Origin of the sequence: Mycobacterium sp. (assembly GCF_044223235.1) — a bacterium.
In the GTDB taxonomy this organism is placed as follows: domain Bacteria; phylum Actinomycetota; class Actinomycetes; order Mycobacteriales; family Mycobacteriaceae; genus Mycobacterium.
This window is the reverse complement of sequence record NZ_JBGAME010000025.1, coordinates 29,960-51,624: the sequence shown is the minus strand read 5'-3', so window position 1 is coordinate 51,624 and position 21,665 is coordinate 29,960. Positions and strand designations below refer to the sequence as shown.

Annotated in this window: 17 protein-coding genes, 1 tRNA gene and 1 pseudogene; 6 read left to right on the top strand and 13 right to left on the bottom strand. The window is 67.9% G+C overall.

Going from position 1 to position 21,665, the window contains the following annotated elements; all coding sequences use genetic code 11:
• Positions 1-176: 176 nt before the first annotated feature.
• The 4 genes and pseudogenes from ADBZ6K_RS22265 to ADBZ6K_RS22250 all read right to left on the bottom strand — a co-directional run bounded on the left by ADBZ6K_RS22265 (position 177) and on the right by ADBZ6K_RS22250 (position 6,317).
• A complete protein-coding gene (locus tag ADBZ6K_RS22265; RefSeq protein WP_526350754.1) occupies positions 177-992 on the bottom strand; it encodes an SWIM zinc finger family protein in 816 nt (271 codons plus the stop codon).
• Complete coding sequence (locus ADBZ6K_RS22260; protein ID WP_526350752.1) at positions 985-3,999, bottom strand: DEAD/DEAH box helicase; 3,015 nt, start codon at positions 3,997-3,999, stop codon at positions 985-987. Before ADBZ6K_RS22260 ends, ADBZ6K_RS22265 begins: the two co-directional genes overlap by 8 nt.
• A 221-nt stretch (positions 4,000-4,220) precedes the next feature.
• Entirely contained in the window at positions 4,221-5,000 is a 780-nt protein-coding gene (locus ADBZ6K_RS22255; RefSeq protein ID WP_526350750.1) for a VOC family protein, read from the bottom strand.
• A gap of 12 nt (positions 5,001-5,012) precedes the next feature.
• Positions 5,013-6,317, bottom strand: a pseudogene (locus ADBZ6K_RS22250) (TIGR03086 family metal-binding protein).
• A gap of 130 nt (positions 6,318-6,447) precedes the next feature.
• Here ADBZ6K_RS22250 and ADBZ6K_RS22245 point away from each other — a divergent pair.
• Positions 6,448-6,603 (top strand): hypothetical protein, encoded by a 156-nt coding sequence (locus tag ADBZ6K_RS22245; protein ID WP_526350748.1) that lies wholly within the window; start codon positions 6,448-6,450, stop codon positions 6,601-6,603.
• 472 nt (positions 6,604-7,075) lie between these two features.
• Positions 7,076-7,795 carry an AfsR/SARP family transcriptional regulator gene (locus ADBZ6K_RS22240; RefSeq protein WP_526350746.1) on the top strand — a complete coding sequence of 240 codons (720 nt, stop codon included), beginning with the start codon at positions 7,076-7,078 and terminating at the stop codon, positions 7,793-7,795.
• On the opposite strand, the gene ADBZ6K_RS22235 is transcribed toward ADBZ6K_RS22240, so the two are convergent.
• From ADBZ6K_RS22235 to ADBZ6K_RS22215, 5 genes are all read right to left on the bottom strand, one after another.
• The gene (locus ADBZ6K_RS22235) at positions 7,786-11,409 is read right to left on the bottom strand and encodes a D-alanyl-D-alanine carboxypeptidase family protein (RefSeq protein ID WP_526350744.1); all 3,624 of its coding nucleotides are present in this window, start codon (positions 11,407-11,409) and stop codon (positions 7,786-7,788) included. The two genes, ADBZ6K_RS22240 and ADBZ6K_RS22235, sit on opposite strands and share 10 nt — an antisense overlap.
• 18 nt (positions 11,410-11,427) lie before the next feature.
• Positions 11,428-12,732 carry a hypothetical protein gene (locus ADBZ6K_RS22230; RefSeq protein WP_526350742.1) on the bottom strand — a complete coding sequence of 435 codons (1,305 nt, stop codon included), beginning with the start codon at positions 12,730-12,732 and terminating at the stop codon, positions 11,428-11,430.
• Between the two features lie 11 nt (positions 12,733-12,743).
• Positions 12,744-13,268, bottom strand: coding sequence for a hypothetical protein (locus tag ADBZ6K_RS22225; protein WP_526350739.1), 525 nt, complete (start codon positions 13,266-13,268; stop codon positions 12,744-12,746).
• Positions 13,269-13,362: 94 nt separating this feature from the next.
• On the bottom strand, positions 13,363-14,622 hold the full coding sequence (locus ADBZ6K_RS22220) for a hypothetical protein (RefSeq protein WP_526350737.1): 1,260 nt from the start codon (positions 14,620-14,622) through the stop codon (positions 13,363-13,365).
• On the bottom strand, positions 14,615-16,822 hold the full coding sequence (locus ADBZ6K_RS22215; RefSeq protein ID WP_526350735.1) for a hypothetical protein: 2,208 nt from the start codon (positions 16,820-16,822) through the stop codon (positions 14,615-14,617). Before ADBZ6K_RS22215 ends, ADBZ6K_RS22220 begins: the two co-directional genes overlap by 8 nt.
• A gap of 119 nt (positions 16,823-16,941) precedes the next feature.
• On the opposite strand from ADBZ6K_RS22215, the gene ADBZ6K_RS22210 reads away from it, so the two are divergent.
• Together ADBZ6K_RS22210 and ADBZ6K_RS22205 are read left to right on the top strand one after the other, a co-directional pair.
• Complete coding sequence (locus ADBZ6K_RS22210) at positions 16,942-17,712, top strand: CPBP family intramembrane glutamic endopeptidase (protein WP_526350733.1); 771 nt, start codon at positions 16,942-16,944, stop codon at positions 17,710-17,712.
• A gap of 428 nt (positions 17,713-18,140) precedes the next feature.
• Positions 18,141-18,881, top strand: a complete 741-nt coding sequence (locus tag ADBZ6K_RS22205) for a lipoyl protein ligase domain-containing protein (RefSeq protein ID WP_526350731.1) — start codon at positions 18,141-18,143, stop codon at positions 18,879-18,881.
• A 46-nt stretch (positions 18,882-18,927) separates the two neighbouring features.
• On the opposite strand, the gene ADBZ6K_RS22200 is transcribed toward ADBZ6K_RS22205, so the two are convergent.
• A tRNA-Leu gene (locus ADBZ6K_RS22200) sits at positions 18,928-19,011 on the bottom strand.
• Between the two features lie 152 nt (positions 19,012-19,163).
• Here ADBZ6K_RS22200 and ADBZ6K_RS22195 point away from each other — a divergent pair.
• Together ADBZ6K_RS22195 and ADBZ6K_RS22190 are read left to right on the top strand one after the other, a co-directional pair.
• Positions 19,164-19,547 (top strand): hypothetical protein, encoded by a 384-nt coding sequence (locus ADBZ6K_RS22195; RefSeq protein ID WP_526350729.1) that lies wholly within the window; start codon positions 19,164-19,166, stop codon positions 19,545-19,547.
• Entirely contained in the window at positions 19,544-19,891 is a 348-nt protein-coding gene (locus ADBZ6K_RS22190; RefSeq protein WP_526350727.1) for a DUF3817 domain-containing protein, read from the top strand. Before ADBZ6K_RS22195 ends, ADBZ6K_RS22190 begins: the two co-directional genes overlap by 4 nt.
• A gap of 75 nt (positions 19,892-19,966) precedes the next feature.
• On the opposite strand, the gene ADBZ6K_RS22185 is transcribed toward ADBZ6K_RS22190, so the two are convergent.
• From ADBZ6K_RS22185 to rph, 3 genes are all read right to left on the bottom strand, one after another.
• Positions 19,967-20,134: a hypothetical protein gene (locus ADBZ6K_RS22185; RefSeq protein ID WP_526350725.1), complete on the bottom strand. Its 168-nt coding sequence runs from the start codon at positions 20,132-20,134 to the stop codon at positions 19,967-19,969.
• A gap of 136 nt (positions 20,135-20,270) precedes the next feature.
• A complete protein-coding gene (gene rdgB, locus ADBZ6K_RS22180) occupies positions 20,271-20,873 on the bottom strand; it encodes an RdgB/HAM1 family non-canonical purine NTP pyrophosphatase (protein WP_526350723.1) in 603 nt (200 codons plus the stop codon).
• A gap of 7 nt (positions 20,874-20,880) precedes the next feature.
• The gene (rph, locus tag ADBZ6K_RS22175; protein WP_526350721.1) at positions 20,881-21,663 is read right to left on the bottom strand and encodes a ribonuclease PH; all 783 of its coding nucleotides are present in this window, start codon (positions 21,661-21,663) and stop codon (positions 20,881-20,883) included.
• Positions 21,664-21,665 lie beyond the last annotated feature (2 nt).

Sequence of the window (21,665 nt, the reverse complement as noted above, 5' to 3'; positions counted from 1 at the left end):
GGCGCGGCGCGCCGTCATCTCACCTGCACAAAACGGTATACCGTTTGTGTTTCATCGGTGTGACGTTTGGTCCAGCGCGCCGAATGTACAGATGCTGTACACACAAATCGCGAGACGGTGCGCGAACAACCGTACGTTCGGCGCTAAGGCAGGGCTAAGGCTGGGCTAAGGCTGGGTCAGCGCCCCAGCGTGAGATACACGGGCCGCAGCAACTCGGCCAGCGACCGCCCCCGCACCGCGACGCCGATGTCGGGGAGCTGATCGAGCAGGGCCGTCGACGAGGTCATCGGCGGGCTCGGCATACACGCCACGTCCTGTCGAACGAAGAAAGAATCGAGGCAGTCGGTGAGCGGCCTGCCGGACTGCACCGTCCGGTCCGCGGCCGCCGAGCCCGACCGAGCAGCCTGCAGGTTGGCCAGCAGATCCTCACGCTGGCGGCCGCGCCAGGCGAGGATCACGAACGGATCCTCGTCGAACGACTCCGCCAGCAGATAGAAGACGGCGGCCAAGTGCTTGCACGGCACCGCGCTATCCGGGCAGGTGCAGTCGAGCGACACCTCGCGTGCACTCGTGGGGAACAACGACAGGCCCACCCCGTCGAACACGTCCTCCATGTCGCCGGGCATCTCGCTTGCCAACAATGCCGCTGTGTACGAGGCGTCTTCGGCAAGAGCCCGCTCGACCAGCGACCACTCCGCTTTACCGAAGGCTCCCAATCCGATGCGCACCCGGTAGGGCCGCGCCCGACTGCCCTGAACCTCCGCCGTCACAAGGCCGGGGGCGACGTCCAGTGAGATGACCTGCCCCCTGCGCGCGTAGTTGCGCCCACGCTGCAGGCGGCTACCGACCCCGATGTCCTCGAGCACCTCGATGAAGCGTTGAGACCACCAGGTCTGGGCGATGGGACCGCGGGCACTGCGGGCCTTCAGGCCGCCGTCGACCGCACGCGGCCGCGACGGCGGCGGAAACCAACCCGAGCGGGAGTCACTCACCGACGGCTCCTTCCGACAGGGCGAACAGGCTGCGCAGCTCGCCGGTCGTCATCTCGGTCAGCCAACCCTCACCGTCGCCGACCACGAGATCGGCCAACGCCTTCTTCTGCTCGATCATGTCGTCGATCTTCTCCTCGAGCGTGCCCGTACAGATGAACTTGCGCACCTGCACGCTGCGCTTCTGCCCAATCCGGAACGCGCGGTCGGTGGCCTGGTTCTCCACCGCGGGATTCCACCAACGATCCAGGTGCACAACATGATTGGCGGCCGTCAGGTTGAGTCCAGTGCCACCGGCCTTCAACGACAGCAGGAATATCGGCGGGCCCTCACCGGATTGGAAGCGTTCCACCATCTCGTCGCGGCGTTGCTTGGGTGTGCCTCCGTGCAGATAGAGCACGTCCTGCCCGAACCGCGCCGCGAGATGCGGCACGAGCATTTCGGCGAACTCGGTGAACTGGGTGAAGCACAGCACCCGGTCGCCCTCGGCCAGGATCTCCTCCAGGATCTCCTCCAGCCGGATCACCTTCCCGGACCGCGCGCCCACCGGTGACCGGTCGTGCAGGAGCTGGGCGGGGTGATTGCACACCTGCTTGAGCTTGGCCATCGCGGCAAGGACGTTGCCGCGCCGCTGAATTCCCTCACTGTTCTCGATCTTCTGCATCATCTCGTCCACGATGGACTGGTACAGCGAGGCCTGTTCGGTGGTGAGGCGGCAGTACTGCTTGATCTCGATCTTCTCGGGCAGGTCGTCGATGATCGTCGGGTCGGTTTTGAGCCGACGCAACACGTACGGACGGGTGATCGCACGCAGCCGTTCCGCCGGCTCGGTCTGGCCATGCCGTTCGACCGGGATCGCAAAGCGGGTGCGGAACAGCTCCGGCGAGCCCAGCAGTCCGTGATTGAGGAAGTCCATGATCGACCACAACTCGGCCAGGCGATTCTCCACCGGTGTCCCGGTCAGGGCTACCCGGTGGCCGGCGTCGAGCCGTCGGACCGCCCTGGCTGCCCTCGACAGGCTGTTCTTGATCGCCTGCGCCTCGTCCAATACCACCCGGTGCCAGCGGTACCCGGCGAGTTCGTCGATGTCGCGGGTGGCGGTCGCGTAGGTGCTGACGATCAGGTCGGTCGCATCGAGTTGATCGCGCAGCTCCTCGCCGCGCAGGCGACCGCCGCCGTGGTGCGCGTACACCCGGAGGTCCGGGGCGAACTTGGCGGCCTCGCGTTGCCAGTTGCCGACCAGCGACATCGGACAGATCAACAGGCTGGGTCCGAGGTTCGGATCTTGTTGACGGTCAACGGATTCCAGGGCGAGCAGTTGCACGGTTTTACCCAGCCCCATGTCGTCGGCCAGGCAACTGCCCAGCCCGAGCGAGGACAGGAACGACAGCCACGACAGGCCGCGTTCCTGGTAAGGACGTAGGGTAGCGGTGAACGAAGCCGGCGGCTGTACGGGTTGCAGCGACTGGCCGGCGGCCCCGTTGAGCAGGTCGCCGAGCCAGCCGTCGGCCCGCACCTCCGTGACCTCGAGCGGGGTGTCGGTGTCCTCGGCGTGGCGGGCCGCCAACGCCAGGAGTTCGGCGACACTCCCCTTCTCGCTGGGTTTGCGCGCCAGGAATTCCAGTCCGCGGCGCAACTGCTCCGGATCCACCGCCACCCATTGACCACGAAGCCGGATCAACGGCGCTTTGGCCTCGGCGAGCGCGCTGATCTCCTCGGGGGTGAGGGTGTCGTCGCCGACCGCGAGCTCCCAGCGGAACTCGACCAGCTGGTCGCGGCCGAACCTTCTGGTCGTGGCAACCACTCCATCGACCGGCGTGGACGCCGACACCACCAGTCCGAGCTTGTGCCGCCGATCCCACCAGGACGGCAGCAGCACGCCGAAGCCCGCCCCGTCCAGCGCCGGCGCGGCGGCGGACAGGAAGTGGTGGGCGCCGTCGGCGTCAAGGCTGATCCCCGATGGGCACGCCGTCCGCAGACCGGCGGTCAGTTGCGGGTAGATGCGGGCGGCGCGGCCGAGTTCGGTGAGCAGCAGTTCCTGCGGGCGCTCCAGCCACCGCCGCAGGCCACCGTCGTCGTCCCAGGTCTGCTCGGCGGACACCAGCAGGCTCGGGTCCTCCAGGGATTGCAGCAGGAACTCCAGCCGCCAGCCCGAGTCGTCTTCCGTGTCGTCTTCCGTGTCGGTCAGCCGGAACGTCGCCCTGGCCGAACCCGGCCGGTCGGCCCCGATCTCGTTCCACGGCCCGAGCTGCTCGGCCAATGCGTCGAGCTCGCGGGCGTCGGCGTCGAAGCGGCCGTCGGCGGCGGTGAGCGCGGCCAGCCAGCCCTCCGGCGCCGGCAGGCGTTTGGGTCGCGGGCCCCGCCTCGGCGGGAGCAGTTCGCACGCCGGCGGCACCACATCGCGGACCGCCGCGTCGACCATCGCGCGCAGCGCCGCCGCGGCGAGGGCATGGGGATCCGGTGCGCCCGACTCGGCGCGGCAAACGGGCGGCATCGCGGCGGTCAATGCGTTGAGCGCCATGGCATCCGGGCCTTCGACAACGGGACGCCAGACGGCGGCAGGCCCGTGTTCGTCGCGGTCGAGTGCCGGCACGATCCGCCCGCGCTCGACAAGATCCCGCGCGAAGGTTGCCAGGTCGGCGAAGTAGCCGATGGACGCGCCGTACCGCACATCCGCGGCGGGCTGGGCCAGGGCGGCCAGCGCCGACTCCGCGGGCAGGGACATTACCGGAACCGTCCATGCCAAGAGTGTGGGCGGAGTCCGCGGTGCGGGCCGCGGGGTGATGCGCAACAGCTCCGGCGAGTCCATCGGCGCCGACCGCAACGACGGCAGCAGCAGGGTCACGGTGCCGGGCTTGCCCGGGTGGATTCCCGCGATCACGTCGGCCGACGCGGCGAACGGATGCGGGCGGGCCGTGCGCAGCGCCTGGCTTGGGCTCTTCACCGCGAGGGTGGAGTCTTCTGCCCACATCGACAGACCGTTGGACCACAGCCCGTGCAGGACCAGCATGCAGCGCCTCTTTCGTGGATGTGCGGCCAGGCTAACCGGTCGCGGTGACAGCGACCGCGCCCCACGCCGGGCGGGGCCAGGCACACGGGCGCGGCCGGGCAGACGGGCGCGCCGAATGTACGGAAGTTGTACACAAATCGCGAGAAGGTGCGCGAACAACCGTACATTCGACGCGGAGGCGGCGGGCGGCGCAGGCGCAGGCGCAGGCGCAGAGGCGGCCTCTACTGCTGCGGGGCAGGCGTCAGCACGCTGAAGATGGCGCCCTGCGGATCGCTCACCACCGCGCAGCGCCCGACCGACGGAATGTCGAACGGCTGGGCCACCACGCCACCGCCCGCTGCAGCCGCCGCAGCCGCGGTCGCGTCGGCGTCGTCCACCGCGAAGTAGACATGCCAATGGTTGGGCACGCCGGGCATCGGCGGTCGCGCGCAGCCGCCGACATCGACTCCGTCGACCTTGAGCAGCGTGTAGGTCTGCCCTGGCCCCATCTCCACCGACGCGTGCGATATGCCGACCACTGCGTCGAGGAACGCCAGTGCGGAATCCGGGTTGTCCGTGAGCAATTCATCCCAGATGAGGGTCCCCGACTCGTTGACGAGCGTTGCACCGATGCGCTCATTCGCCTGCCAGAACGCCACGGTCGCGCCGGTGGGATCGGCGGCGACAGCCATCCGGCCGGCGTCGCCGATGTCGAACGGCTGCATCAACACCTGCCCGCCGGCCGGCGCAACCGCGGCGGCCGTCGCGTCGACGTCGTCCACCGCGATGTAGGTGTTCCACATCGGCGGCCTGCCCTCGGGGACGCCGGGGGGCATCGGCGCGATCGCCGCCACCGTCTCGCCGTTCACCGTGGCCATCGAGTACACGGCGCCCGGCATCGGAAGGTCGTCGTACTCCCATCCGAAAAGCGAGGCGTAGAACTGCTTCGCCCCCGCCTGATCGGTGGTCTGCAGGTCAACCCAGTTGGGCGTGCCCTGGGCGTATTCGGTCCGCTTCGGCATGAGAGATCCCTTCTACTTGGCAGATGCAACAAAGGCTGGGCGACGGCCGGTGAACGCGATCAGCCGGTCCAGCGCTGCGGCGTCGGGCGCCGGGTCGACCTGATCGGCGAATCCGGCGTAGCCCCGCGCCGCCGGGGTGATCACCCGATTGGCAATCCCCAGCACGTACTCCGACACCGGATCGGAGACGGTTACGGACGTTCCCGTAGCCTGAGCGAAATCCCAAGCGTGGACCAGGAATTCGAGCGACAGGATACCTGCGGGCAGCACGGCTGGCACTTCCGCCGCGGCCAGCTGCACGGTGCCGGCCAGGCCCCGCTGCCGCCATGCCTCCAGGGCCGCCTGGGCGGCGTCGGCCACCTGGGTCTCCAGCGGGGCGTTCTTGTCGTGCGGCGGCAACGCCGCGTCCGCGGCCGCGCCGATCGTCGCGATCGAGCGCAGGAGGTGATCCGCCAGCGCCGCGACGTCGTATTCGGTACAGGGCGTTCGCTTGCTCAGATCCGATACGTCCAGCCCCCGCAGCAGGTTCTGCAGGACCGCCAATGTTGCCTCGGCGCTGGACAATTCGTCGAGCTGCTGGGGTGCCGCCGCCCACTCGTCGGCACCCGCATCGCCGCGCGTGCCCGCGACGACCAGCCGGTCCAGGTAATGGTTCCACCCCTCGGCGTGGCGGGCGGCCTGCTCGTCGGTCAGGCCGTCGTGTACCAACCGGACCTCCGTCCCGCCGTCCACCGGCGTCAGCGTGACCGTCACCGTCGATCCGCCCGGGTGGGGATCGCCGTCGGTCCAGCCCCAGGTCAACACCACCCGCCTGCCGGGTTCCATCTCGACGACGCTACCCGCGGCGATGTGGCCGGGGGTCACGGTCCACCGGTACTCGCCTCCCGCGCGCAGTTCCAGCCGGGCGGTGACCGCCAGCCAGCGCCGAAGCCGGTCAGGCTGGGTGATGAGCGCGAACGTCTGCGCCGGATCCAGCGGCACGACGACGGACTTGTCGAACGGCATCGGTCACGTCTCCTTCTGTCGGGGTCGGGTGGCGTCGGCGACGAGGCGGTCGAGTTCGGAGCTCCAGAAGGATTCGAACATCTCCCGGAGCCGCCGCATCCCCTCCCCGTCGAGCCGGTAGTACCGTTCACGTCCCCGCTTGCGGGCGGTGACCAGCCCGACTTCGGCGAGGATCCCCAGATGCTGCGATATCGCGGAACGGGTGACGGGGAACTGCGACGCGAGTTGCGTGACGGTGCACTCGCCTGATGCCAGCAGTTGCAGCAGCCGACGCCTGGTCGGCTCCGCTGCGACCTCGAGCACGTCGAGCACACGGTAATACGTTAGTCATTCCTAACGTATTACGTCAATCGTCGAGCAATTCAAAGGCGGGGTGGACTCCAGCGAAGGTTCGTGCCACGGTGGAAAGCGGATGTCCATTTCGACCAGGAGGTGCGACACCATGGAACAGCAACAGCAACAAGCCGCTCAGACCTGCCCGGACTGTCACGCGCTGACCGCAGACCTGGCGGCACACAAGCAGTGGCATTCCCGGCTCGTCCACGACATCGCCACCGCCGTGGACACGGACGTGACGCGACGCGTGGGAGCCCATTAGGAGAGCACGCGTGGTCTGCGTTACACAGGGCGCAACGACGGCTTCTCGCGCTGCGAGCACATCCTGCTTTCTGGGTTCTGAGTTCACAGTGTTGCGCGAGTAGTCAAATACCTGCGCTGCATGGGAATGCCTGCAGTAGCTTCGGGGCGCTATCGGCCGAACGCCTCTCACGGGGTGCCCTGGCGGGTTCCGGGTGTCTTTCAGCATATCGACAGCCGATGTTCAGCTGGCGGATCGTTGGTCGGGTGCGCATGACTCCGGCGGCAAACCGCTGAGGTTCAGTTGATGTGTTTGTCTCACAGTGCTCCGTGCTGCCGGTAGCACCCCGGAAACAAGTAGCTCTCTACTCATGCGCCCGATCGACGAGGTGCCTACCGTCGAAATTCACCACAAGGACCGCGTCCTCGGTCGCGAGGGCTGCCGCGGCTTCCTCGTCACCCGTGATCAGGCATCGGAGTGAGAAGTACTGGGAATGGCCACACGAGAAATCACGTTCTCCGCAACGTATTTGACGCTTGTCGAGGAGTTCGCACTGTGCATCGGCGGTCGTCGGGTGCCGATCCCGCCGATATCCGAGCGGGTGCTGGCCTATCTTGCGCTGGCAAACCACCCCGTGGCGCGGGCGCGGCTGGCCGGTTCGCTATGGCCCGACTGCACCGATGACTCCGCGGCGAAGCGGCTCAGGACCCTGTTGTGGCGCCTGCGCCAGGTCGACCGCAACCTGGTCCGAATCACCGGCGAGCGAATCTGCCTGGATCCCGATGTCGCAATCGATATTTGCGAACTGAGCGAACTGGCACATCGACTGGTACACGCCCCCGACAGTGAATCCCTGTCCCAACTGCAACTTCTGATCGATCGCGTCGAAGTCTTGCCCGACTGGGACGACGACTGGGTGGTAGCCAGCCGAGAACGATACCGGCTGGCACGCCTTGCCGCCCTGGAGAACGCCGCACACACCCTGCTCGACCGACAACAGCCAGGACCGGCGTTGATCGCAGCGCTGGCCGTGGTCCAGAGTGAGCCGCTGCGGGAAAGTGCACGGCGAATCGTGATGCGCGTCCATCTCGCCCAGGGCAACGCCGTCGAAGCGATGCGCGAACGTCACCGCTACCGACGACTGCTGCGCTCCGAGTTCGGCGTCGAACCGTCGGCCGAGATGGAGGAACTCCTCGCCACCTGCTACCGGTAGTCACCGAACTCGCCGTCGTTGCGCTGGTGTCCCCGGAGCAGACCTGCCCTGATCGTCGGCCACTCCGAGCGAAGAGCGCGGGTCAGCGCCGCTGCCACCGACTCCAGTTCGGCCTCGTCGTCGAACAACTCCCCGGCCTCGAACATGTCCTCGTACTGATGTTCCCATTCGGTGTCCTCGAACGCCTCACCCGCGGCGCCCGGCGCCAGGACGCGAACCGCGCCGGCCGGCAGACCTATAGCCGGTCGCTGGATGAAGAACGCGTTCTTCAGCTGATTCAACTGGGCGACCTCACCGATCCATTTCCACTTCTTGGCTCCGGCGAAGGCCAGGGTGTACTGACGCCATTCCGCGGTGCTCGGATAGCGCCCGTGCTTCTGACGGAAATAGACCCTGGTGGAGGCGAACTGGGTGGACAGCCCGATCCCCGGGTTGGCCAGCCGACCGGTCAGCGCGCGGGTGGCAAGTTGCCGCGCTGACAGTTTCACCGCACCCCACGGCGCCTTCTGGATGTCGAGATGCCGCTTCAGCTGGCCGCGAGGAATGTCGGTGCCCGGGTAGGTGCCCCCAGTCCTGACGAATTCGCTTGGCGGACGGTGCATGTGCCGGGCGGCCGCCTGCGGGTTGCGCAGCACCGGCTGCAGGGTGGTCGAGTAGGCCCGGATGAAGCTGCTGAAGCTCAGGTAGTCGTCGTACGTGAACAGCGCATAGCGATTGAACATCGCCCACAGCACGGCGGCGTTGTCCACGTTGTCCTCGCCGCCGGCCTCGTGCACGAGCAGTTTGGCGGTCCATACCAGATCCTCGGCGGTGAACTGGTAGGACCAGGTGCGGGTCGCGGTCCGCACCACAAGGCTGCCAAGAGCCACGTTCGGTGAATCGACCTCCCACTCGCCGGCGTCGTCGACCTCCCACTCGCCGGCGCCGCCTTCGTCGGCCCCCTCTTCCTCACGCATGTCGACGAACTCGCCATCGTCGAGTTCGTCCACGTAACCGACGTCCTCCGCTTCGGTGACATCCTCGAAGGTTTCGAATTCGTCCGACCCGGTGTGCGATCCCTCGTCCCATTCGTCCTCCCGGGCCACTGCTCGTTCCGCCTGAGCGTCGGGCATATCGGCCGAGGCATCGATGAGCAGTCGCCAGCCGTAGTTGCGCGGAATGGCGAAATGGTCGTAGTTGCTCGCCTCCACGCGATACCACCGCGCGAGGTCCCCGAGGTGTCCGGCCAGTTGATCGCGCAACCGCAGGCTGTGAGGTCTGGTGCCACCGCGGACCCGACCCTGGTAGAAGACGCGCAGCGCTCCGCCCTGCGTGCGCATGTATTCGTCAGCCGACTGTGTCCCCAACGCCTGCAACGCCTGTCGATCCCGGGCGATGCGGTTACGCGCCCATGTGGCCAGTGTTCCGGCGTCCTGATAGAGGGCGTCGAACACATGGACCTGATGGGGGTCGGTGTGCTCGAGGATCTTCAGCAGCGCCGCTCCGCCACCCGAGTGGGCGGTGAGGATCAGCCGGCCGACGCGGGGCGGCGGTCCACCGACCTGCTTCGCGAACCGCTCCAGGGCAAAACGGATGAGGCTGTCCAGTCCGTCTTTCGTCACGATCCGAGGGAAGGTGAACTTGTTGTATCCGTACTTGTAGGTACCGTCTTTCTGCTTGTACTTCTGCGTGACACCGGTGTCGTGCCCGCGGGGCAGCACTGTGAGCGTCGGACGTGAGCGCCGCTGGGCGCTCTGCGTTGGCGACAGATCCACGCCGCTGACGGGCCTGATGTCGTCGAGCACCTTCGGACGGGGATACCAGTAGCCGTGCAGGTGTACCACGACATCGATCGCCTCGGGAATCGCGGACATGGTGTTCCAACCCAGCACGAGGTCGTAGGACGGCCGGGTGCCGCGATGCGCCGACAGCAATGGCACACTCTGTACCTTGATCTCACCCGCCGAGATCGCGCCGCTTGCGGTCTCGTCCTCCCACGCTTCTGCACCGACGGGACGCCGGTAGGTCCAATGCCAGGCTTCGGCTTGGTACGGATGGAACCCGAAATGCCGGGCATGCGTGGTCAGCCACTTGTGGAACCAGGACTTCGCGCCGATCTTGCCCAGCCCGCCGTGCCGGCGATCACCCGTCCCGAAGTCGATGGCCAGTCCGTCCTGGTGATTGCTGAAGCCCGGCGCCGCAATCCATTTCGCCATCTCCGTGGCCATCTTTGCGACGGCCGTCGGCCCGAAGTCGCCACGGCGCAGCCGTCCGGAGTCGAGCATTTCCTTGTAGTAATAGGGAAAGCCGCCGGACCTGCCTTTGCCCTGCCAGATGACGAACTGATCACCCGCCGACCGGTAGGCGCTGACGATGCCGATCGTCACGCGGTCAGCCAGGCCCGCGGCGGCCAGATCCACCCGGGCCTGAGCGAGCATCTCACGCGCGGCCGCCGCGGCATCCGGACGCGCGGTGTGCCTGCCCTCGATGGTGGCAACCTGCGGCAGATCGGCCGTGTACGTCCCGGTCGACTTGGCTCCCTGACGGTCGTAGACCGCACGCATGAACGCGAGTTCCTCGGCGGACCTGCCGGGCCATTGCAGCCTGCTCGCCGGGTAGTCCCCCGCTGCGCCGTCCTCATCGTCGAAGGACCCTGACACTTCGAACTCGTCCTCACGGCTACTGGAAGCACCCTTTCGGTATTCCCAATGCCATTCCTCCGTGGGTATCGACTGGAATCCGAACAGCTCCGCATTCTGCCCCAACCAGTGATGAAACCAACTGTCCCGCCATGCCTTTCGTGCACGCGACGTCGTCGAGTTCCTGACCGCGTGGCCAGCGGTGCGATCCTGGCGGAAGTCGATCGCGATGCCGTTCTGGTGGTTGCTGTAGCCCGGGGCCGCGATCTTTCCGCGCAAACCGAATCCACCGGGGTCGAGCATGTATTCGACCGCGCGTTGGGAATGCGGACCGTCGGGCAGGCTCGCACGGGCGACGCGGGTCTGGTTGTAGTAATCCTTGAAGTAGCCCAGCCAGAGTTCTCGCTGGCGTTGACTGCCGCGATAGCCGCTGTTGACGCCGAGTCCGATCGTGCGCAGCGCGTCGGCATTGCCGGCTCGCTTGGCAGTTGCCAAGTCCGCGTGAGCCGCCCGCAGCAGGCGGCCCGCCGCAGCAGCCGTGTCGGGGAACGTCGTGACGTTCGTCCCCGGGATCGTCACCAACCTCTTCGCCTCATCGGTCGAGAGGTCTCGCAGCGGTGCGCCGCGCCGCTTCCTGGTGTGTGCGAGGTGTGCAGCCAGCACCCGCTCACGGAACTGGAGCTGTTCGGCCGAGCCCGTCCAGGTCGGCGATTCGAACTGCTCGGCCTCATCCAGTTCTGCCTCGTCCGATCCGAATTCGGGTTCCGCGTATTCGAATTCGGTCCCCTGTGCATCAACCTCGTGTGCATTGGCCTCGTGTGCATCCTCGGCACCTTCACCCAACATGTCGGCGAAGCTGGGCGACTCAGCGACGAGAGCGGCGAACGGCGATTCGAGCGCCGGCGTGGCCTCGTCGGCTTCCGGCTGCGCTATCCGACCCGCGAAGGGCGAGATCAACGTGTCGGTGGCCGATTGCCCATTCGTGGACACGGTCATGATCAACTCCTACGGGTCTCACCGATGTCCATTGGTGGCGGCGACGGCGGGCACGGGATCGGGAGTCGGGATCCGCAGCGGCTGCGCGCTGAGCACACCGGCCGTGTTGCCGATCGGCCGGTCCTTGACTCGATCACCGGTGGCCGACTGCCACAGGTCGATGATCTGGTTCATATCCCGCACCAGCTGTTGGTTGACCCCACCCGCCAGCGGCACGTACAGCGTCTCGGCCTTCTCTCCGGTGTCGAAGTCGCCGAGCTCGATCATCCGCAGCAGCGTGGACATCAGGTCGGCAAGGTCGAACAACTCGCGTGCGCGCGGAGCCGGTTGCATGCCCACCAGCTGCGCGATCCTGGCCAGCCGGTCGGCCTCGCTGGTGGCGTCGGCCCGCAGGTCCTGCACGATCGGGCTGTTGCTTGCCAGCGTCAGGTGGAACCACGACATCGTCGAGACGTAGATGAACTCCTCGCGGGCGAGCTGGCCGCCGCGCCTGCGCATGTTCATCATGTCCTTCAGCGCGCGAGCGAGCAGTGCGATGTACTCCCGGTCGGTGGCGTTGGGCCCGGTTTCGTTGCGCGCGTTCTCGATTCCCAACCACACCTGTCGGAGCAGCTCGGTCCACTTCTCCCGGAACCCGGAATTCACCCCGCCACCGATGTCGGACTTCCACGTCTCACCGCCGCCGGATCCGGCCCACCGGCCCGGGACCGGGTGAGGCAGGTCCAAGGCGAACATCCGCCAGTAAGCATTGCGCTGGTTGACGCGGTCGTACGGACGCACCTCGCTGACCGCTCCGCTGATCGAGAACAGCGGCGGGTCACGGAAGAACAGCTCCTCGGTCGACCGCAGCCACTTGATGCTGGGCGCACTCAGGGTGTTCAGCGTCTCACCGACGAGCAGGCGGCGCACCACCTCGGCCATCACCTCGAATACGCCGGTCGACTCGATGAGGTAGGCGTAGATCAGGTGGTCCCACACCAGCCCGGCGGACGTAGTCACGACCCCATCGTTCTCGGTGACGATCCGGTAGGCCCGGTTCGTGAACACGTCGGGGTCGACAACCTGACCGCCGATGAAATCGATACCCGCCGGGGCAATCTCCTGCTCCTGCGAGTAACCGATCACTTTGGGACGCGGCAGATCGAGGATGTCGACGATGTCCACGTCGCTGATGAAAGGCGGCCGCGAAGAGGTCGGATGTCCGAAGGACGGGACGGTACTCGCCGACGCCCACGCCTCGTCGAGCCAGCGGCTGAGTTGCATGGGATGAATACGGAACACGTCGGTGGGGCTGCCCATCAGCCGCGCAAGGTTTCTGAACATGTCGGTCTCTTTCAGTCGTCTGTTCGGGTGCGGGTCGATCGAGGTGCGACCATCCGCGGGCCGACGCGCAGCGGTCGGTCGTCCTCAGCGAGAAGTTCGATACGGCCGATGTCCCGGCCCTTGGAAGCGCCCAGGACCACGTCGATCTGGTCGCTACCGACCCAACTCAAATCCGTGATCACCTCCGGGTCCTTGGCGCCGTCGACCTGCACCGATACCTTCGCCACACCGTCCGGAACGCCGATCAGAGCAAGCGAGGCCGGATTCCCGAGGGATCGGCGTGCACTGACCAGATTGTCCTTCTGGAACACATCACCGGCGCGGCCCATCATCTGCCCGATCGCCCGGTAGTTCAGGATCGTTCGCAGTTGCTCCACGCCGGCTTCGCGGTCGTCGGTTCGTTGCGCACCGCGTTGGTCGGCCCGCGCCAGCATCCGGGTGTTCTGCTCGAGGTTCTGGCTGAGGACCTCGATGAGCTTCTGGATCACGACGTCAGCCGAGGGCGCAGGCGCGTCGCCGTTGCTGACCGGAGACATTTCCAGCACCTCGTGCACGGTTTTGGCGGTCGTGGTTTTCCGAGGTGGCCGTACCGACTTGCTCTCCATGGGCGTTCCTTTCTCAAAGGTGTTGTCAGGCAATACGAGCGGTGGGCTCGGCGGACAGGCCGGCCAACCAGACCTGCAGCGTCTTGCGATGGGCGGCGGCGTTGACCGGATCGGCCGTCGACCGCGTCGACAGCCACGACAGGATCTCGATCGAGTTGCGCCGGGCGAGGTATTGCGATGTGAGCAGCGCCGGACCCGCCTGGTGCGCGAGCGCATCGAGAGCCGTCGGCGACACCCGCGTGGGGTCCGACAGCGCACTCAGCGGTCGTCCGCCGAAGGCGTCCATCGGTCGCCGGGTGCACACGTCGACGATGTCGCCGAACGCCCCGACACTCAGCCGCGCCAGGGCGCCGATATCGGCGGGTGCCTTCGACGGCGGGTGGCGCTTGACCCACGCCGCGGCCACCGCGTCCCACGGACCGGCGCCGAACCAGCTCCTGCACAGCGCCGTGTTGAGCATGACCCGGATCCACGGAAACGGGTGTGGGTCACCGGGGATCGTTCGGTACACGCCGGCACTGTCGCCGTCGACGACGTTGGCCAGCGGTGCCAGCGGGGCCCAGCCCGCCTGCACGAAGGCGTGCACGTCGGCGGCGACCTCGCTGGCCCAGCCCCGCCAGGTCGACGCGAGCTCGGCCGATCGCGGCGCGAGGACGCGATCCAGGCAGTCGGCAAGTTCACCGGTCCAGCCGGTCAGGTGGGCGACCTGGTGTCCGGTCTCGTGCAACAACGCTGTCGGGCACCACAGGTTGTGGCGGGTCAGCTTGATCGCGGCGACCGGTGACACACTGGTCCGGTCCCAGAGGCGGACGTCGGCGCGCAGGATGGCTGCGCCAAGTCCCTTGTCCACGTACACCATTGCGGTCGGTGCCACGATCCCCAATGGCCTCAGCATCCGTTCGAGGCTGTCCGCGGCGATCACGTCCAGTCCGCGCAGTGTGCCCGCCAGCGTCGGGTTCTTTCTGGAACCGACTGCGTCGCCGTAGAAATCGAGCACGGTTTCGACCTGCAGGTAGTGCCTGCGCAGCCGCAGCAGCCGTCGCCGCACTTCCGCGGCCGCATCTCCGCGGGCCGAGCCACTCGACACCGACGCCGCTTCGCGCGACAGCTCCGCGACCGCGGCGGCCAGCCGGTCCCGCACCCGCATCCGCAGGTATTCCTCGAGGCTGGCCCACGCCGCCGGGGAGGCGACGGAGTCGAGATCGGCCAAGGCGTCGCAGGCGAAGCGCCAGTGGGCGATCTCGTCCATCACCTGGTCACGCTCCGCGGCCGCGGGGTCAGTCACGGCGGTGTCCGGGGCGGATGGTGAGCGCCGGACTGCCCGGTCGCCCGTCGAGCAGGGCCGTGCGATCCGGGTACGGGAACGCGAACGTCAGCGTGATCCCACTCGCGGGGTCCTTGGCCGCGCTCGCCAGCGTCGCGGCCGCGGCGGGAAGGTCTTTGGCGACGGCGGTGAGCATGGCTTCCGCCAGGGTGTCCGCCATCGCGAGACACCGATCGTCGGACAAAGGGTGCGTGGCGTTGAGGGCACGGCTGCGCCCCAGCCGCGCCGCGATCCCCCGGCGCGCGGCCGGACCCAGCAACGTGCGGATGGTCGCGACCACCTGTGTGTGCGCCTGCTCGGCGAGCTGACCCGCCATCACGTGCGCGGCACGCTCACCGATGCGCAGGTGCACCCGCAGGACCGGTTGAGCCGCAACGACATCCAGCCGCAGCGCGATGCGGCGCACTCTCCGCCCGGCCGAACGGCCCGCGGTGACAACCCGGAAGTACCGCAGGCCGGGCGCAGCCATCCTGGTAGCCCCACCGCGAACCGCCGGACGGCCCAGGCTGGGGGCGTGCAGCAGCACGCCCGCGGCGTGCGGCGTGAGTTCGCCGAACTCAGTGCTCGGCGCCCATTCGGCGGACATGGGATCGGTTGCGGCACCGGACAGATGACCGAGCTGGGTACCGGGGATCGCCTCGTACAGATGCACTTCTGCCTCCGCCGGCCACACCGTCACACCCTCGTCGAGGAGGCGGTCCTCCAGTGTTTCGTCGTTCTCGAACATGATCGCGCGCGCGGCAGGCCGGCTCAGCAACACCCGGTGCGGGCGGGTGTGGGCCCGGTAGCGGAAGTGCGGGCGCGCTCCCCTTGGCATCATGACCCAGCCACCGCGCTCGGCTTCGGCTTCACCCTCTTCGAGATCCGCCCGGAGCATCCGCGCAGGCAGGTATCGGGCGGCGGCGTCGGCGAAGGCTTCCTGCACCTCCGCGCGCACCCGCAGGTCGTCGGCCAGCGACTCTTCTGGCAGTGAAAGCACCTGGCGGACAGTCTCTTCGACGGTCGACACGAGCGCCTCCAGGCCCAGTGTGGCCGAGGTTTCATGTTCGAGCTGCAGGAGTTTCATGCCGGCATCGGCGATGTGGGGCGCCAACTGGCCCGCCGCCTGACCGCCGATGTAGGGCGCAATGAACGCCGCGACCGGTTGCGCGAGCATCCCCTTGATCCGGTCCCGTCCGATCATGCGGGTCGCGGTGCGGATGAGCGGCATCGCGGCCATGACGGCGGGGATGAACTGCTCGATCTGCACCACGGGTGCTTCACCCGTCGTGGCGGTTCGAAGGTCGTCGACCAGCCGGGCCCGTGCCTCGCCGAGCGCCCCGATCGGATCGTCGGCCGCGGCGGCGGCGGCCTCGTCGGCGGCGGTCAACACCCGGTCGAACGCCGCCGAGTTCGGGGCCGTCAGCGCCTGGGCCACCTGCCGGTCGAAGTCGGCGCTGAGTTCACCGGCGGTGGCGGCGCCCCCGCCGGTGAGCCGGGCGGCCAGCGTTCGGGCCGGTCCCTGCAGCGCCGGGGGCAACCGGTTGACGACGGTGTTCACCACGCGCTGGACCAGCGGACCCACCAGCTTCTTGAGCAGACCGGTGATCTGGCCGAGTCCGGCAATCCGGCCGACCGCCGCCAGCCCCGTTTTCACCGCGCTCTTGAGTTTGCTCCCAAGTCCGCCGAGGAACTGCTCGGTGGCGGGGCTGACCGGCTCTGTGTTGAATTGTGCTGTGGCAAGGTCGATCTCGGCCTCGGTGAGCGAGTCGAGCGCGCGGTCGGCGAATTGGCTCTCCAGGTGATCGAGCAGGCGGTGGGCATCGTCGGTGACTCGCCGACCCCACGCCTGCAGATGGTCGAGCCCGCCCTCGGATTCGGTCGCCCACGGCGAGGACAGTTGCAGGGCGGCGGCCTCGTCGACAAGCGCCTCCACCGCCTCGTCGAATGCCTCGTCCTCGAGCTCGTCGAACAGCCGCTCCTGTGCGTCCTCGTGCTCGCCGAGCCCGCGGCTGACCACGGAGCCTGCGAACGGTGAGACCAGGCCCGCGACGGGAGCGTCCGCGAACGGGGTGCTCGCGGGTACCTCAGCGAGGTAGCCGCCGCCGAGGAACGGCGAACCGGTCGGCGCGGCCCCGTTGCCGTTGCGGGCGTAATGATCTTGGGCGAGAACCGACTCCATGACGACCTCCTGGATGGGCTTGCCGTCACGCTAGGTTCACCGGGTCTCCCCAACGTCACGGGCGCGTCCCCGGATCGCCACCGGCGCGCCCCGGGCCGGCCTGCGGTAGCCTCGCGGCCATGGGGCCGGAGGCGGAGTTCACCCACGAGGCGGCCGATCCTCACGATGCGCCGGTTGCGCTCGCACCCACGAGTCCCGTTGCGGCGAAACATCGCTGGGGCCTGGGCGCCTATGTCGTCGTGGAGCTGGCCTACCTGCTCACCTCGGCGGCGTTCCTTCCGCTCCTCTCCGGCGGCAGCCCGCTGCCGCTGTCGACCGTCCTCGTGGCGGTGGCCGCACCTTCGGTGATCGCGGCGGGTCTGGCCCTGCTGATCACGATGATTCGCGGTAACGGCCCCGGACCCGATTTGAGGCTGTTCTGGTCGGGGCGCGCGGTGGGGCTCGGCCTGATGTTCGGCTTCGGCGGGCTGTTCTTCATCGTTCCGGCCGCGATGCTGTACGCGACGGCCGTCGGGCCCGACGCGACGTCGGCCGCGGGGGCGGCGTTCGGCGGCTTCCTGGCCGCCTGGCCATGGGCAGTGGCGGTGTTCGTCCTCGTGGTGTTCCTCGCGCCGGTCTGCGAAGAGATCGTCTACCGCGGCCTGCTCTGGGGTGCGGTGGAGCAGCGGTGGGGGCGGTGGGCCGCGCTCGCGGTCACCACGGTGTTGTTCGCGGTGGCCCATCTGGAGTTCGAACGGACCCCGCTGCTCATCCTGATCGCGATTCCGATCGGGCTCGCCCGGTTGTACTCCGGCAGCCTGTTGGCCAGCATCGTCGTGCACCAGGTGGTCAACCTTCTGCCGGGCGTCGTACTGATGCTCAGTGTCGCCGGTGCCATCCCACCGGTCTGAGAAAGCCAGTCAGCGAAGTACTCGCGGTCGGAGGAGTTCACCGCGCCCCGCACCGCCGCCGCCGGCTGGTCGACACGCGAACTGTCCTCGGGCAGTTGAAGAACCGAGAATCGCAGCGGGCCCTTGGTGGTGTTCACTAACGACTTGGCGCCGGGCGCGAGTTCATCGCCGTCGATCTGCTACCGCCCACGTCCCCCGCGCGACCGCCGCCGTCACCAGCACGTCGGTCGTGATCACGTCGGAACGTGCGCACTCGGGCGCGTCGGACCCGGGGTGGGACACAGTCAATCGATGCTGCATCAGCGCGGGACTTATCGCACGCCGATACGCGATCTGCGTGCGATAAGTCCACGCCCAGCGACGCGAGAAGTGGTCCCGATGTAGATTCTGGAAATGAGAGACGCCGCGACCGGCTCGGTGCTGCCGGCGTGAACGAAGCTGCCCCGCCGCTGGATCCGTTCGGCGCGGGTCCGATCGCGGTGCGGTTCTCGGCGCCGCGCACCGGCAATGACGATGTGCGCCACGTCCGGCAGCGGCTGCGCGACATCGCCGACGGCGCGACGGGTGAGCTCGACCTGATGTGCCCACCGCCGACGGCTGCGTTCGGATCCCGCGACGCGCTGCTACCCGGCTATGGGCGGGCGTGCGCCGAGGTCGAGGCGCTCGGGTTCGCACCGATGGTGCGCCCGGTGGGCGGGCATCTGGCGATCTATGACGAGGCGGCACTCGTCGTCCACCTCACCGCACCCCATCCCGCCGCGCGGGATCACATCACGCAGCGCTTCGAGGCCTTCGCGCACGTGCTCGTCGACAGTCTGACCGGATTCGGCGTCGACGCGCGCATCGGGCCGGTGCCAGGTGAGTACTGCGAGGGGAAGTTCAGCGTCAATCGCGCGGGGACGGCGAAGCTCGTCGGCACCGGCCAGCGGCTTTCGCGCGGAGGCTACGCATTCAGCGCGGTCGTCTCGGTGCGGGAATCGGTTCCCGTGCGCCGGGCACTCGAAATCGGTTATGCGGCTTTGGATCTCGATCTGAAACCGGAGAGTGTGGGTTGCGTCGCCGATACCGCTCCCGACGTGACGGTCGCCGATATGCGCCGCGAACTCGTCGCGGCATTCGGCAGGGTGGTGTCGCTGGCCGACGCGTCGACGCTCCGCGTCGGCTCATGACCGCCGTCGCCAGGTCGTTCCCCCTGCCGATCGCAGGCCATATCAGTGCGGGCGGAGGGACTCGAACCCTCACGCTCTTTCAAGCACGGGCACCTAAAGCCCGGGTGTCTGCCAATTCCACCACGCCCGCAGCGTCGCGATCGTATCGCTTTGACGGCGCCCGCCCCGCGTCGGGCGCCCGGGTGTGTCTCGGACGAACCGCGGCCCGAGCCGCCCGCCGTCGCCCCGGCGAGGGAAACGGTCGTTGGGAGCCCACCCGTACTGTCGCGGTACCGTGGAGCGGTGTCCACTACACATCGTAGGAGGCCGGCACTGGTCGTGCTGGTGATCCTCGCCGCCGTGGGCTGCCTGGCCCTGGCCTGGTGGCAATGGACCCGCTTCGAGTCGAACTCCGGCACCTTCCAGAATCTCGGATATGCCCTGCAGTGGCCCTTCTTCGCCGGATTCTGCGTCTACGCGTACTACAAGTTCGTCCGCTACGAGGACGCCCCGCCCGATCCGAACCCTGGCACGGATATGACCGAACTGCCCGCCGGACTGCTGCCCGAGCGCCCCCAACGCCACAGCACCGCCACCGAATCCGACGACGATCCGGCCCTGCGCGAGTACAACAAGTACCTCGCCGAACTCGCCGAGGCCGACAAAGACGACAGGACCCGTCCGTGACCGCATCCGATACCGCCAGCACCGCCACCCCCAAGGAGACGATCCGGAAATCCCTCCTCGGTTATCGTGTGCTGGCCTGGGCGACGGGTCTGTGGCTGATCGCGCTGTGCTACGAGATGGTGCTGAAGTACATCGTCAAGGTCGACGATCCGCCGAGCTGGATCGCCGTCGTCCACGGCTGGGTGTACTTCGTCTATCTGCTGTTCGCCGCCAACCTGGCGGTCAAGGTGCGCTGGCCGATCGGCAAGACCATCGGCGTTCTGCTGGCCGGTACGGTGCCGTTCCTCGGCATCATCGTCGAGCATTTCCAAACTAAGCAGATCAAGGCCCAGTTCGGCTTGTAGGGCGCAGCGCCGGCATCGACCCCACAGACGCGAAAGGGGCACCCGAACAACGGGTGCCCCTCGCCGACGCTGACGTCAGCGGCTCTGGTGAACCGTGGTGTCGACGTGCGGTACGGAGACCGACGGGCTGATCTGATAGATCCATGTCTGATGGTCGACCGCGGCCTGCGCCGGACCCGCCGCAGCGAGGATGCCTACCGCCAAACCCGAGGCGACGATTGCGGCCAATCCAAACTTCTTCATGATGATCACTTCTCTCTGAGGTTCTGTCCTCGACTTCCGATGGATAGAACCAGCAGGCCAACCGAATGATTCCGGGAGTGACGAGCAATGACGCCCCGCTGGCGAGCGATGCTCGTCACCCGAACGCACCAGCCTCTTAGGCTCCCGCCAGCTCCCGCAGCGCGGGCAGCAGCAACGCGAGTGCGCGGCCCCGGTGCGACACCGCATCCTTTTCGGCCGGACTCAACTCAGCAGCGGTTTGCGAGGTGCCCTCGGGCAGGAAGACAGGGTCGTAGCCGAACCCGCCGGCTCCCCGGGGCTCGGCGACGATCGACCCGCGCCATTCCCCTCGTACGACGGTCTCACCGGCCGCCGACACCAGCGCGCACGCCGACACGAACGCCGCACCGCGCCGATCGGCGGGCACCTCGCGCATCTGCCCCAGCACCAAGGCGGTGTTGGCCGCGTCGTCACCGTGTGCACCCGACCATCGCGCCGACAGCACCCCGGGCATCGCGTTGAGCGCGTCGACCTCGAGCCCGGAATCGTCGGCCACACAGGCCAGGCCGGTGGCCTCGAACCCCGACCGGGCCTTCAGCAGCGCGTTGTCCTCGAACGTCGCCCCCGTCTCTGGGACCTCGTCGAAGGCGGGAACATCGGCCAGAGACAGCAGCGTCAGCGACACCCCGGCGGCGTCGAGTACCCGCCGCAGTTCGGCCAGCTTCTTGGAATTGCGGCTGGCGACCAGGAGCCGAGTCACAGCGGGTTCAGCTCCCGAACGCCTTCTTGGCAGGCGTCGCCGACTCGGGCAGCGACCCGGGGTAGGGCAACTCCAGCGCCTCCCGCTGGATCTGGAACAGCTGCTCACAGGCGGCCAGCGCCGCGTCGAGCATCTTGTCCAGCGTCGAACGCGGGAATGTGGCGCCCTCACCGGTGCCTTGGATCTCCACCAGCGTTCCGGTGTCGGTGGCGACGACGTTCATGTCCACCTCGGCGCGGGAGTCTTCGCTGTAGGGCAGGTCGACGCGGATCCGTCCGTCGACCACCCCCACGCTGACCGCCGCGATGGCACACGACAGCGGCCGCGGGTCCGACAGCTTGCCCGCCGCGGACAGGAACGTCACCGCGTCGGCCAGCGCCACGTAGGCGCCGGTGATCGCCGCGGTGCGGGTACCGCCGTCTGCCTGCAGCACGTCGCAGTCGATCGCCACCGTGTTCTCACCCAGCGCACCCAGGTCGATGCACGCCCGCAGGGAGCGGCCGATCAGCCGGCTGATCTCCTGGGTCCGGCCGCCGATGCGGCCCCTGACCGACTCGCGGTCGGAGCGCTCGTGGGTGGCGGCGGGCAGCATGGCGTACTCGGCGGTGAGCCACCCGTGACCGGATCCCTTACGCCAGCGGGGAACTCCTTCGGACACACTGGCCGTGCACATCACCCGGGTCTGGCCGAACTCCACCAACACCGAACCCGCAGGATGCGAGGTGAAGCCACGGGTGATCACCACCGGCCTCAGCTCGTCGTCGAGCCTGCCGTCGTCTCGTCTGGACACGT